Origin of the sequence: Acidithiobacillus sp. IBUN Pt1247-S3, from assembly GCF_041146875.1 — a bacterium.
Lineage (GTDB): Bacteria > Pseudomonadota > Gammaproteobacteria > Acidithiobacillales > Acidithiobacillaceae > Igneacidithiobacillus.
The window spans coordinates 59793-72444 of the sequence record NZ_JBFRXP010000004.1; the positions used below are offsets into that span (position 1 = coordinate 59793).

The following is a 12652-nucleotide window of genomic DNA, read 5'->3' on the forward strand; positions in this document are numbered from 1 at the left end:
CATGACGCAAACACCAACTCTACCCCCCCAAGCTCCCGATTTTTGTCGTGGCATGGTTTGCTTTGGCACGCAGTGGCCGGATTTTGAGCGTTGTGGGAGCCAGGCAGCCATTCGCGACGGAGCCAGTGCGGTCGCCGACCCGGCGGATGAGCGTGCGGTTTATCAGACCTTGCTGCTTGCTGATGCGTTGCGCTACTGCACCCTGCAGGTCTGTGCCGCCAAATCGTCTGGGCATCCCGGTGGTTTTGCCTCCAGTGCCGATGTCTACGCGGCCTTGGTCATGCTGGGGCATACGAATATTGTCACCGAGGTCGGGCACCATGCGCCCGGTTTCTATAGCGCGATGTTTCTGGATGGTTCTTTGGAGGCCATGCAGATCAATAACATGACGGATTTCATGGCGCGTTTTCGCGAGCGCCACGGTTTGCTTGGCCATCTTTCCGGGGCTATCCCAGGGCTCTTGGCGCCCGCTGGTCCGCTGGGGCAGGGACAGCATTTCGCCATGGCTGGGGCCTTGCTGCATCCGGGTACCCTGTTCCCCGTGACCATCGGTGACGGTGGCTTTGGCGAACCCTATGTGCTGAGCAGCATGAAGCACTTCCACTTCGCCTATCCGCAAGTCACCAACTATCTACCGATTCTGGTCTGGAACGGCTTTAGCCAAGAACACCACTCCATGGTCTCGCGCATGAGTAATGCCGAGATGACTGCCTACTGGAAGGCACATGACTTTGATGAAGTCATTTTGATTGATGCCAAGGATTTTGATGACGCCAATCAATCCGGGCCGTATGTCGACTCGGCGCGCTTTTCCTTCGCGCAGCGCCTAGCCTTTATGAAGGCAGTGCTGGCGGCGACGGCAAGGGCGGCGGATGCCGCCCTGCACGGACGCCATACTGCCGTTATCTTCAAGCAGCTCAAAGGTGCGGGCGTGCATGTAAGCGGCGCCAAGTCGCACAACCTGTACCCCAAGGATACCCTGGAGTCTCCGGAAATTCGCGGGGCGTTGGAGCGTTTGGCACTGGCACCCGAGGCCTGGGCCTTGGTGCGGGAAAACGCCCGCCGCGCCGGTGGTGGCCCTGCCGGGCAAACCGTCGTCACGGAAAAAGTACTTGAATTAACGCCGCTGGGCTCCTTCCCGGTGCAGGACTTTGCTGTGGGCGAGCAGGCGGTGCCAGCGACGGCATTTGGTGCCTTGGTAGCCTGGCTCGGACAGCAAGATCGGCGTTTTGTGGTCAGCAATGCCGACGGCAATGAGGCCTCGGCGATGAAGAACATCAACGATGCCCTGAAGATCCGTCATCCCACGGAAGACCCGCTCTACAATCAAATGCCCAATGGGCAGGTCTACGAGCCTCTCAACGAAGATGCCTGCGCCGGTTTGGCGGTAGGCTTGGCCCTCTTCGGTGGTCGCTCGCTGTGGCTGTCTTACGAATCCTTTGTCATCAACGGTTGGCCCATCGTGCAGACGGTAGGTCAGGCGATGGCGGAACTGCGGCGGCCGACCCCCTCGGTGGTCTGTATGTTCACTGCCGGTGCCCTGGAGCAGGGGCGCAACGGCTGGACACATCAACGTCCCGAGATCGAGAACTACTTTGCCGCGCAGATGCGCAATGGCAACGTATTCCTGCTCTATCCCTGCGATGCCAATGCGGTGCAAGCTGCCTATGAATACGCGGTCGAGAGTCGGAACAAGGTGATGGTGATTATCGCCTCCAAAAGCCCGCTGCCAGTACATCTGGATATGGCGACGGCGCGGGCGGCAATTCGGCGTGGGGCGGTACTGTTGCACGAAAGCACGGGTGCGCGCGGCGCGGTAACCCTGGCGGTCACTGGCGATATGGTTTTGCAGCCCGTCTTTGCCGCTCGCGAAGAGCTGGAGGCGCAGGGCTACGGGGTCCGCATCGTCAGCGTGCTCAACCCGCGCCAGCTCTACCGCGCGAGTGATGTGGCGGTGGAAACGGTCGCGGAACCCGATCGCAATTTTCTGGGCGATGCAGAATTTCACGCATTGTTCACCGGGGAGATTCTGCTGGGCATCAGTGGTGGCGGATCGGCGCCGCTGGAGCCAGTGTTTCTGCGCAGCCGCGCACAGCACCGCGACACCTTGGCCTGGCGCCGCGGCGAAACCACGGCCAGTGCTGGCGAGCTGATGGAGTTTAACGGCCTGACCAGTGCGGCTATTGTCGCCAAGATACAGGCGCTGTCGGCCTGAGCCGGAACGACGAAAATGAGTGAGACGCAGAGCAAAATCATCGTCATTGATGACGACCCGACCGGGTCGCAGACGGTGCATTCCTGTCCACTACTCCTGCGCTGGGATCCACAGACCTTGGCGGAGGGCTTGGCGGATCCGTCGCCACTCTGCTTCGTTCTGAGTAACAGTCGAGGGATGACGGCTACGCAGGCGGCACAAGTGACCCGCGAAATCGCCGAGAATCTTCGGAAAGTATTAGCGGATAGCGAGCCCAAAGGCCCAGCACCGATCTTCGTCAGCCGCTCGGACTCTACCCTGCGCGGGCATTATCCGCTGGAAACCGATGTCTTGGCGCAGGTCCTCGGGCCTTTTGACGCCCACTTTCTCGTGCCGGCCTTCTTTGACGGTGGGCGGATTACCCGCAATGGCACGCACTACGTACGCCAAAACGGCCGGGATATCCCTGCACACGAGACGGAGTTTGCCCGCGACTCGGTCTTTGCCTACCAGCACAGTTACCTGCCGGACTACGTTGCGGAAAAGACTCAGGGCAGGGTTCCAGCATCCGCCGTACAGCTTCTCTCTCTGGCAGAGCTGCGCGCGGGTTGTCTGCCGCGCCTACTGTCTTTGCAGGGCAACGCCTGTGTTGCGGTGGATGCCGAGGAGCCAGCAGATCTAGCAGCGTTTGCCCGAGACGTGAAACTGGCGGTGGCACGGGGAAAGCGATTTCTGTTCCGCAGCGCGGCCAGCCTGCTGACGGCACTGGCCGCGTTGCCGCCGCAGCCGGTTCCTGCTACGGAAATGGCTCGTTGGGTGCGTGGCGGACGTCCGGGTTTGATCCTGGTCGGTTCGCATGTACGCAAAACGACGGAGCAACTGGAGCACCTGTTGGCCGAGCCCGGCTTACAGGCGATCGAGGTCAACGTTGATGCCTGTCAGGGTGCGCCGGCAGAAGAACAACTGGCACAAATCCAGAAACGTGCAGAGGCGATCCACGCGCGCGGCGAGGATATTGTTCTGTATACCAGCCGCGCGGAGCGCCAGTTTCCCGATCAGGGCACGCGCCTAGCCTTTGGCGCGGCGCTGTCTGCCTTTCTCATGCGTGCCTTGCAGGCCATGCCGAAAGATTTGGGCTATTTGATCAGCAAGGGCGGCATTACCTCCAATGACGTCTTGAGCAGCGGCCTCGCTCTACGCCAGGCACGTGTCCTAGGGCAGATCCTGCCGGGTTGTTCGGTAGTCCAGTGCCCTAAGGATCATCCGCAGTTTCCCGAGCTGCCGGTGGTGATCTTTCCGGGCAATGTGGGTGATGAAAATGCCTTGGCCCTGGCACGCCGCCGTCTGCGCGGGGAATCGTGAGGGTGGAGGAGCTCATCTACACCCAGGCACAGCAGGACTTTCTGCGGGCTCTGGCGGCGGCGCTGCCAAGTGAGCGCGTGCGGCTCGGTCGGGAGTCGCTGCAGCCTTATGAGTGTGATGGACTCTCCGTGTTGTGCGAGCTGCCTCTCTGCGTTGTCCTGCCCCAGGACCGGGAGGAGGTGCAGACCATCCTGCGCCTTTGCCAGCGATTTCAGGTTGCTGTCGTGCCGCGCGGGGCAGGAACCGGGCTCTCGGGTGGTGCGCGGCCAGTGGCCGGGGCGGTGCTCCTGTCTCTGGCACGGATGAATCGTGTTCTCAGTATCGACCCAGAAAATCGTACGGCACGCGTGCAGCCAGGCGTGCGCAACCTCGCTATCAGCGAGGCAGCGCGGCCCCATGGCTTCTATTATGCCCCCGACCCATCCTCGCAAATTGCCTGCAGCATTGGTGGTAACGTCGCGGAAAATTCCGGCGGCGTGCATTGTCTCAAGTATGGGCTGACGGTACACAATGTCCTTGCCCTGGAAGTGCTCACTGCGGATGGCGAAATCTTGCATCTCGGTGGATTGGCGCCCGACCTGCCCGGTTATGATCTCCTCGCCTTGTTCATTGGTTCCGAAGGTTTGCTCGGCATTGTGGTAGAGGTGACGGTGCGTTTGCTGCCTGTCCCGGAAAACACTATTGTGCTGCTGGCTGCCTTTGCCAGTGTATGTACTGCCGCAGATGCCGTAAGCGCCATCATTGCTGCCGGCGTCATTCCTGCCGGGCTGGAGATGATGGATCGCCTCGCCATTCAGGCAGCAGAGGATTTCGTCCACGCGGGCTACCCGCGCGATGCCGCCGCGATTTTGCTGTGCGAACTCGATGGCGGCGAGGCGGAGCTTGGGCAGCGGGTGGAGCAGGTCGAGGGCATCCTGCGGGACCAGGGCGCCGATAGCATCCGTATTGCGCGTGATCCTGACACCCGGGCCTTGCTCTGGAAGGGGCGCAAGGCCGCTTTCCCCGCCGTGGGTCGCATGGCGCCAGATTACTATTGTATGGATGGCACAATTCCGCGCTGCCGCCTTGCCGAGGTTCTCGAGCAGATCGAGAAATGGTCGGCAGAGTATGGTCTGGCGGTAGCCAACGTCTTCCATGCTGGTGATGGCAATCTGCATCCGCTGATTCTTTATGATGCCAACCTGCCTGGGCAGATCGCTGCGGCGGAATCTTTTGGTCAGCGCATCCTGGCCCTGTGCGTGGAGGTCGGTGGCAGCATCACTGGAGAGCACGGGGTCGGGGTAGAAAAGCTCGACAGCATGTGTGTGCAGTTTTCTGCCGCAGAGCTGGAAACCATGCACCGCATAAAGGCGGCCTTCGACCCCGATGGCCGCCTGAACCCCGGTAAGGCGGTGCCGACCCTGCACCGCTGTGCCGAGCTCGGCGCCATGCACGTACATGCTGGCGCACTGCCATTTCCCGAGCTGGAGCGCTTTTGAGATGGACATCAGCTGGCGTTTGCAGGAGCAAGTACAAGACGCCTCCGCCGCCCAGCGTCCCTTGCGCATTCGTGCGGGGGCCACCAAGTCTTTCTACGGTCGTCCGGTAGATGCCGATGCAGAGCTGGATCTGCGCGAGCACACGGGCATCGTCGATTACCAGCCAGCAGAACTCTATGTGACGGTGCGCGCCGGTACGCGCCTGCAGGAGCTGCAGGAAATCCTTGCCGAGCAGGGCCAAATGCTAGCCTTCGAGCCTCCTGGTCACGGTGAGGATGCCACTATTGGCGGCGTTGTCGCGTGCGGCTTTTCCGGGCCAGCGCGGCCTTATGCCGGCGCCGTACGCGACCACTTGCTGGGGGTGCGTATCCTCGACGGCCGTGGGCAGAACCTGCATTTTGGTGGGCATGTCATGAAGAATGTGGCCGGTTACGATCTCTCGCGATTGATGGTAGGCGCCCAAGGCACGCTGGGCGTTTTGCTGGAACTGAGCCTCAAGGTTTTACCCGTTCCGCTGCGCCACTTGACCTTTGTTCAGGAGCGACTGACGGCCGCCGCGATCCGGGAGATGAATCAGTGGGTGGCACAGCCTGTCCCGCTGAGCGCCTCGGCCTATGTGGGTGGGCAACTCTATCTGCGCTTTTCCGCGCCAGAATCCGCCCTTGCCGGTCTGCGTGCGCGGGTTGGTGGAGATCTCCTCGCCCCTGACGAAGCAACACAGTTCTGGGGGCAGCTTCGTGATCAGCGGCTCTCCTTTTTTGCTGCTGGACTGCCGGTATGGCGTCTGGCGGTTCCGCCCAGCACTTCCCCTTTCCTGGAGGAATTTCCGCAGCTGATGGAATGGGGCGGTGGCCTGCGCTGGCTGCGCAGCGACGCCGATGCCGAGCAGATCCGTGCGCAAACTGCAGAGCGAAATGGCCATGCGATTCTCTATCGTGCGCCGGCGAATCTGCAGCCCTTTCCGCCCTTGCCAGATGCCCTGCGTGCCCTGCATGCGCGCGTGAAACAGGCCATGGACCCACGGCACATTCTCAATCCTGGCCGTTTGTACACGGACTTGTGAGGCGCAAAAATGCAATGTGATATTACTCCGGCCTTACATGATGCCCCCGATATCGCCGAGGCCGAGGCCATTCTCCGCACTTGTGTGCATTGCGGTTTTTGTACCGCCACCTGTCCAACGTATCAGATCCTGGGGGATGAGCTTGATGGACCACGCGGACGCATTTATCTCATTAAGGATTTTCTCGCGGGATCGCCGACTACTAGCGAAAGTCTGATTCATCTGGATCGTTGTTTGATGTGTCGGGCCTGCGAAACGACCTGTCCATCGGGAGTACGTTATGCACGGCTAGCAGAAATTGGTCGCCGCGAAATGGAGCCGATTCTCGGTCGACCGGCAAGCGAAAGACTGCAACGCGCCCTGTTACGCAGCATTGTTCCCTATCCCCGGCGTTTACGCCCATTCTTGCAGCTTGCCCAGTCGGTAAAATCGGTACTACGCGAAGACTGGGCGCGGCGGATTCCCGATTGCCCATCCCCCACGGTCGAGACGACCCGGCCGGGCTCCGACTACCCGCGCGTGCTCCTGCTAGCGGGTTGTGTGCAAAGTGTCAGCACGCCCGGCACCAATCTCGCGTTACAGAAAATTCTCGACACCTTGCAGATCCCCTGGCAGATTCCCGCTGCCGCGGGCTGCTGTGGCGCCCTCAGCCTGCATTTGGGTGCTGAGGAGGAAGCACTTGGCTTCATGCGGCGCAATATCGATGCCTGGTGGCCGTGGATAGAGCAGGGCGCCGAGGCAATTCTGGCAAGCGCCAGTGGTTGCGGCGCCATGCTCAAAGAATATGGGCAGGCCCTGCAACATGACCCCGCTTACGCCGACAAGGCAAGACGCATAGCCGAACTGGCGCGCGACCCTGGAGAATGGCTGCTTGCGCAGAATGTCGAATTGCCTGGTATCGTCCCGCACAAAACCAAGGTGGCATTTCATTGCCCATGCTCGTTGCAGCATGGCCAGGGTTTGCACGGGCGAATTGAGACCCTGTTGCAGCGTGCGGGATATACACTGCTGCCAGTGGCGGATAGCCATCTCTGTTGTGGCTCTGCGGGTAGTTATTCGCTGCTGCAGCCAGAATTGGCCAACGAGTTGCGGCAACGCAAATTGTCCTGCTTGGAAGCCGAGGTGCCAGATTGCATTGCCACGGCAAATGTTGGCTGTCAATTGCATTTGCAGCAAAAATCCAGCGTCCCGGTGCGGCATTGGCTGGAGTTATTGGCAGAGGCTATAAATAATATGGGCCGCCCCAAGAATGAGCTGGGTCATCTTTGACGTCATCTGCAACGCAGGTGTTGTGATCGCTAAGTCTTAACTACAGGCGCTCGCCGCCCAGCCGCAATAGCGTCGCTACATTCCGTGCGGTTTCACGTAAATCTTCGGTCCCTCCCGCAAAAATTTCGGCTTCCTCTCCCAAACGCGGGATACTGGTTAAGACCACTGCTACACCCAACTCCCGCAAGGCGTCGGCACTACCCGAGCGGGAGCCGGCGAGGGCGATGAGCGGCTTGCCGAATTGTTGGCAACGCCTGGCAACACCCGCAATGGTCTTGCCACGCACGGTTTGCGCATCAATGCAGCCCTCGCCGGTGATGATGAGATCGGCGCTGCGAATTTTCTCGTCGAGATCGATGAGTTCGGCGATCACCTCGATGCCGGGGCGCAGCTGTGCGTCGAGAAAGGCGAGGCAGGCAGCGCCTACTCCGCCGGCAGCCCCGCTACCAGGAATCTCGCGGATAGTACGGCCAATTGTCTTCTCCATGCAGGCAGCATAGTTTTTCAAGCCTGCTTCGAGGGTCTCAAGCATCTTTGTGTCGGCGCCCTTTTGCGGGCCAAACATGTACGTCGCACCAAACGCACCGAGCAGAGGATTGTTGACGTCGCAGATGATCTCCACCGTGCAGTCCCGCAAACGCTCGTCCACGTGCTGCGTATCGATCTGCCGAACCTGCGCCAGCGCCGCACCAGACGGAGTCAGGAGCTTATCGCTGGCGTCGTAAAAGCGCAGTCCCAGGGCAGTGAGCAGTCCCATACCACCGTCGTTCGTCGCACTACCACCAATGCCCACGACAATCTTGCGGCAACCCTGATCGAGTGCCGCGCGAATCAGCTCGCCAGTGCCGGTACTCGCGGTCTGCAATGGATTTCGTTCGTCTGGACGCAAAAGCAGCAAGCCACTTGCCTGCGCCATCTCGATGAGGGCGGTGTGTCCACCGTCGACAATGCCGATGTCGGCTTCCATGATGCGGCCAAGGGGATCTTGTACGGGTACCGCGACTCGTTCTCCCGACAGTGCTTGCAAGAGCAGGTCAAGGGTCCCTTCGCCGCCATCGGCCAGTGGCAGAAGCTGATATTGCCAATCCGGGAATATCGCTTGAAAGCCGACGTGAATCGCGGCGGCGGCCTCCTGCGCCGTAAGACTGCCCTTGAAGTGGTCTGGCACAATCAGTATCTGCATGGTTATTTCCGTTGGATTACTTTTCAGCACATTTTGACAGTGTAGTTCAGCGCAGCTTGCTTTTCTTCTGCCATTGATACTATCCTCAAAGCTCATGAACGCTAGGGGCGTCCCGTTTGGGGCTGAGAAGTACCCTTGGAACCTGATCCGGTTCAGACCGGCGTAGGGAAGCGGCCAATCTCTGGCGTTCGCGGATTCTGTAAGGAGCAACGCCATGGCAACTCGCCCCCAAGATCTCAGTACCCTTCCCAGCGATAGCGAAGTCACCACCGGTCCCATTCTCGGATCGCGCAAGTGCTACACCTCTGGCACCGTATTCCCGGTATTGCGGGTGCCGCATCGCGAGATCGAACAAAGCCCAACGCGCCAGCGTGATGACTCCCTAGTGGAAAATCCCGCCATTCCCGTCTATGACGTGAGCGGTTCCTACACCGACCCGCAAGCGGAGATCGACATCCGCGCTGGCCTCACGCCACAGCGCTGGCACTGGCCCTGGGTATTGCCGACGAAACTGGTGCATAGTATTGAGCCATCCTCGGCCTATGGGCGTCAGCGTCAGGAAGACCCCAAGACTGCCGCCATCCGCTTCCAGCGCCGCGCCGAGATCCGTCGCGCGGCACCGGGGGGCAACGTAACGCAGATGCACGCTGCGCGCGCTGGCATCATCACGCCCGAGATGGAGTATGTCGCCATCCGCGAAAATGAGAACTTGGAACAGTTGCGCGCGACCCATCCTGCGCTCTTTCGTAGCCATGCGGGAGAGAGCTTTGGGGCTGGCTTGCCCGAACGCTACACGCCAGAATTTGTGCGCGACGAGGTTGCGCGTGGGCGGGCCATTATTCCTGCCAATATCAACCACCCCGAACTCGAGCCGATGGCCATTGGTCGCAATTTCCGCGTCAAGATCAATGCGAATATCGGCAACTCGGCCGTCAGCAGTTCCATTGCCGAAGAGGTAGAGAAGATGGTTTGGGCCATCCGCTGGGGTGCCGATACGGTCATGGACCTCTCTACTGGCAAGCACATCCACGAGACGCGCGAGTGGATTCTGCGTAATTCCCCAGTACCCATCGGTACGGTGCCTATCTATCAGGCTTTGGAAAAGGTCGACGGCAAGGCCGAAGAACTCACCTGGGAGCTTTTCCGCGACACCCTCATCGAACAGGCAGAGCAGGGGGTGGACTACTTCACCATCCACGCTGGCGTGCTGCTGCGTTATGTACCGTTGACTGCCAATCGCCTCACCGGCATCGTCTCCCGCGGTGGCTCAATCCTGGCCAAATGGTGCTTGGCGCATCACCAGGAAAACTTCCTGTACACCCATTTCGCCGAGATTTGCGAGATCATGCAGGCCTATGATGTTAGTTTCTCGTTGGGGGACGGCCTGCGCCCCGGCTCCATTGCCGATGCCAATGATGAAGCACAGTTTGCTGAACTGCATACCTTGGGTGAACTCACGCAGATTGCCTGGCAGCATGACGTGCAGGTAATGATCGAAGGACCAGGGCATGTGCCCATGCAGCGTATCCGCGCCAACATGGATGAGGAGTTACAGCACTGCTACGAGGCACCGTTCTATACCCTGGGGCCACTGACCACTGACATTGCGCCAGGTTACGACCACATCACCAGCGCCATAGGTGCGGCACAAATCGGTTGGTATGGCACCGCCATGCTTTGCTACGTCACGCCGAAAGAGCACCTCGGTTTGCCCGACAAGGATGATGTGCGCGAAGGCGTGATGGCGTACAAGCTCGCTGCCCATGCAGCGGACCTTGCCAAGGGCTATCCGGGGGCACAGGTGCGTGACAACGCATTATCCAAGGCGCGCTTCGAGTTCCGTTGGGCGGACCAGTTTCATCTAGGTCTCGACCCGGAAAAGGCGCAGGCCTACCACGACGAGACCCTGCCCCAGGAAGGTGCCAAGCTGGCGCACTTTTGCTCCATGTGTGGCCCGCATTTTTGCTCGATGAAGATTACCCAAGACTTGCAAGAGTATGCCGAGCAGGGCATGCGCGAGAAGTCTGCGGATTTTCAACGCTTGGGCAAAAATATCTACCTCAAGTCTTAATCAGGGTCAGAGGTACACACCCAAGACGCCAACAAAGGTCAGGATCAAGGCGAGGGCGGCGAGGAAACGGGCGAAGATTCCGTAGCCTCGTAGCGCCTTTGCTGCTGCCGCCCAGTCTTGCCCATCCAGGGCGCGGCGCAGGCGCTTCAGCGGCGCAAAGTTGAGATGAAAGGCGCCAAGGGCGGTAATAGTCCCGAGCACTACCATGATCCAGATGGCTACCCCGAGCTGGGCAAAACCGCCAATGCTCATGACCATGGCATAGCCACTGAGTAGCAGGAGTAGGGCGGCGAAGATCCCACCGAAGGAAAATGCTTGTATGGCTTGCTGTAGCAGTGCCCAGGATTTGGCACTGTGCTCCTGAAGTACCCAACGGGGCAGCAGGTAAAATCCAAGAAATACCAACCCACCGATCCAATAGAATAGTGCGATCAGGTGAAAAAACTGCCAGATGGCAAATTGCGGCATGGTTTCCTCCAAGAAAAAAAGGGGCCCGAAGGCCCCCAAGGATACGCTACCGATGGAACTTGTTGCTACTTGAAGCGTTTTCGGGTGTAGAGGTACATGACCCAAGCAATGCTCATGTAGACTAAAGGCAGAAAGAAAATGAAATCTTCCAAGTCTGTGTACTGCATGGCCGCCTCCTAGCGTGAAGAAATACCTTTTTGATCCAGCTCTTCATCCTGGTGGTCGAACATTGCCGCGCCAGCCGCCGAGATCAGTACGATCATGGTGGTGCCCACCAGCCAGGCAAAGTACCAGGGGCCATAGTCGCCAGTAATCACTGCCAGAAAGATGGCAAAGGCGATGATGACGGTACCTACTATGAGTGTCAGTAAGCCTTTCATGTAAGCCTCCTATCAGTAAGCGTGGTCGTCGTGGGCGGAAGGCGCTTTAACCTTGCCGCGCATGACGTTGAAACACCAGGTGGTGTACGCCAGGATGGTGGGGACGAAAATTGCGGTGAAAATCGTCATCCAGATCAGGTTGTACTGGCTACCGGTACCATTCCAGATAGTGATGCTCTGGGCTGGGTTGTCGCTGGAGGGCATAAGGAAGGGGAACATAGAGATTCCCACCGTACCCAAGATGCCAATCCATGCCAAGGCACCGAGCCACCAAGCCAAAGCCGCTTTTTTGGCGCGCATGGCGAAGGAACCAAAGAGCATGCTCAAAATGCCAATCAAGGGCACGATCCAGAGGATAGGACTGCTATGGTAGTTATTCAGCCAAGCCCCGGCCGAGCGGGTAACGTTCTGTGCCGCTGAGATATTGGCCGGCATGCCCGGCGTGGCGTCGTGCAACACATAGCCGCTCTGGAAGGAGATCCAGATACCGCCAACGATGAAGAGAACGGCACTTAACAGGCCCGCCAGCGAACCGATGTTTTTGGCACGACTGTAGATGGGGTCAACGCCGCGAATCATCAGCATGGCCGAGCCTTGGTAGATGGCCATACTCAGAGCCAGCACACCACAGAGGATGGCGAAGGGATTGAGCAGGTACCAAATGAAAGATTCGGTCTGGTAGTACTGGCCATCCCAAGCAAAGTGGAAGCCAACACCCTCAAGGATGTTACCAATGGCTGCGCCATAGATGATCATTGGCAGGGCGCCCGAGAGCAGGAAGACCCAGTCCCAGGTATCACGCCACTTCTGAGCGGGAACCTTGGAACGGTACTCAAAGGCCACCGGACGCATGATCATGCTAAACAACAGCAGGATCATGACGATGTAAAAGACTGAGAAGGAAGTGGCATAGAGGCTGGGGAAGGCGGCGAAGATGGCGCCGCCACCCAGAATGAACCAGACCTGATTGCCGTCCCAGTGCGGTCCAACGATATTCAGGGCCTCGCGTCGCTCGCCATCGGTCTTGCCGACAAAACGCATCAGCGCGCCGACACCCATATCCATGCCCACCATGATGGCCAGGCCCATGAGCAGTACGCCCAAAAGCAACCACCACAGGACTTTCAGAAAAACATATGCATCCATTTTGTGCTCCTTAATGTGGCGAGGCGCGTGGCCTCGCC

10 protein-coding genes and 1 riboswitch are annotated in these 12652 nt (G+C 59.3%); of the genes, 6 read left to right on the forward strand and 4 right to left on the reverse strand.

The genetic code is table 11. From position 1 onward, the window contains the following. Nucleotide 1: 1 nt before the first annotated feature. From AB4090_RS04110 to glcF, 5 genes are read left to right on the forward strand one after another with little or no spacing between them, the layout of a single operon-like run. Entirely contained in the window at nucleotides 2–2215 is a 2214-nt protein-coding gene (locus AB4090_RS04110; protein ID WP_369572591.1) for a phosphoketolase, read from the forward strand. Between the two features lie 15 nt (nucleotides 2216–2230). Then, the gene (locus AB4090_RS04115) at nucleotides 2231–3556 is read left to right on the forward strand and encodes a four-carbon acid sugar kinase family protein (RefSeq protein ID WP_369572592.1); all 1326 of its coding nucleotides are present in this window, start codon (nucleotides 2231–2233) and stop codon (nucleotides 3554–3556) included. Nucleotides 3557–3558: 2 nt separating this feature from the next. Continuing rightward, nucleotides 3559–5034, forward strand: a complete 1476-nt coding sequence (locus AB4090_RS04120) for an FAD-linked oxidase C-terminal domain-containing protein (protein ID WP_369572593.1) — start codon at nucleotides 3559–3561, stop codon at nucleotides 5032–5034. Nucleotide 5035: 1 nt separating this feature from the next. Then, nucleotides 5036–6097 carry a glycolate oxidase subunit GlcE gene (gene glcE / locus AB4090_RS04125; protein WP_369572594.1) on the forward strand — a complete coding sequence of 354 codons (1062 nt, stop codon included), beginning with the start codon at nucleotides 5036–5038 and terminating at the stop codon, nucleotides 6095–6097. Between the two features lie 9 nt (nucleotides 6098–6106). Then, nucleotides 6107–7366, forward strand: a complete 1260-nt coding sequence (gene glcF, locus AB4090_RS04130) for a glycolate oxidase subunit GlcF (RefSeq protein ID WP_369572595.1) — start codon at nucleotides 6107–6109, stop codon at nucleotides 7364–7366. A gap of 40 nt (nucleotides 7367–7406) precedes the next feature. On the opposite strand, the gene AB4090_RS04135 is transcribed toward glcF, so the two are convergent. Beyond that, nucleotides 7407–8549: a glycerate kinase gene (locus tag AB4090_RS04135; RefSeq protein ID WP_369572596.1), complete on the reverse strand. Its 1143-nt coding sequence runs from the start codon at nucleotides 8547–8549 to the stop codon at nucleotides 7407–7409. 93 nt (nucleotides 8550–8642) lie between these two features. Beyond that, a riboswitch (TPP riboswitch) is annotated at nucleotides 8643–8735 on the forward strand. A gap of 28 nt (nucleotides 8736–8763) precedes the next feature. On the opposite strand from AB4090_RS04135, the gene thiC reads away from it, so the two are divergent. Then, nucleotides 8764–10620 (forward strand): phosphomethylpyrimidine synthase ThiC, encoded by a 1857-nt coding sequence (gene thiC, locus AB4090_RS04140; RefSeq protein WP_369572597.1) that lies wholly within the window; start codon nucleotides 8764–8766, stop codon nucleotides 10618–10620. Nucleotides 10621–10626: 6 nt separating this feature from the next. Here the strand turns inward: thiC and AB4090_RS04145 are convergent, their stop codons facing one another. The 3 genes from AB4090_RS04145 to cydB all read right to left on the reverse strand — a co-directional run bounded on the left by AB4090_RS04145 (nucleotide 10627) and on the right by cydB (nucleotide 12614). After that, nucleotides 10627–11088: a hypothetical protein gene (locus AB4090_RS04145; protein WP_369572598.1), complete on the reverse strand. Its 462-nt coding sequence runs from the start codon at nucleotides 11086–11088 to the stop codon at nucleotides 10627–10629. Between the two features lie 176 nt (nucleotides 11089–11264). Beyond that, the gene (locus AB4090_RS04150) at nucleotides 11265–11468 is read right to left on the reverse strand and encodes a hypothetical protein (protein ID WP_369572599.1); all 204 of its coding nucleotides are present in this window, start codon (nucleotides 11466–11468) and stop codon (nucleotides 11265–11267) included. 12 nt (nucleotides 11469–11480) lie between these two features. Beyond that, the gene (cydB, locus tag AB4090_RS04155; RefSeq protein ID WP_369572600.1) at nucleotides 11481–12614 is read right to left on the reverse strand and encodes a cytochrome d ubiquinol oxidase subunit II; all 1134 of its coding nucleotides are present in this window, start codon (nucleotides 12612–12614) and stop codon (nucleotides 11481–11483) included. Nucleotides 12615–12652: the final 38 nt, after the last annotated feature.

Excerpts from the sequence above, each read along its gene's own strand:
- AB4090_RS04110 (WP_369572591.1), top strand. The coding sequence starts at position 2 with ATGACGCAAACACCAACTCTACCCCCCCAAGCTCCCGATTTTTGTCGT.
- AB4090_RS04145 (WP_369572598.1), bottom strand. The coding sequence starts at position 11,088 with ATGCCGCAATTTGCCATCTGGCAGTTTTTTCACCTGATCGCACTATTC.
- cydB (WP_369572600.1), bottom strand. The coding sequence starts at position 12,614 with ATGGATGCATATGTTTTTCTGAAAGTCCTGTGGTGGTTGCTTTTGGGC.
- AB4090_RS04150 (WP_369572599.1), bottom strand. The coding sequence starts at position 11,468 with ATGAAAGGCTTACTGACACTCATAGTAGGTACCGTCATCATCGCCTTT.
- AB4090_RS04135 (WP_369572596.1), bottom strand. The coding sequence starts at position 8,549 with ATGCAGATACTGATTGTGCCAGACCACTTCAAGGGCAGTCTTACGGCG.
- glcE (WP_369572594.1), top strand. The coding sequence starts at position 5,036 with ATGGACATCAGCTGGCGTTTGCAGGAGCAAGTACAAGACGCCTCCGCC.
- thiC (WP_369572597.1), top strand. The coding sequence starts at position 8,764 with ATGGCAACTCGCCCCCAAGATCTCAGTACCCTTCCCAGCGATAGCGAA.
- AB4090_RS04115 (WP_369572592.1), top strand. The coding sequence starts at position 2,231 with ATGAGTGAGACGCAGAGCAAAATCATCGTCATTGATGACGACCCGACC.
- glcF (WP_369572595.1), top strand. The coding sequence starts at position 6,107 with ATGCAATGTGATATTACTCCGGCCTTACATGATGCCCCCGATATCGCC.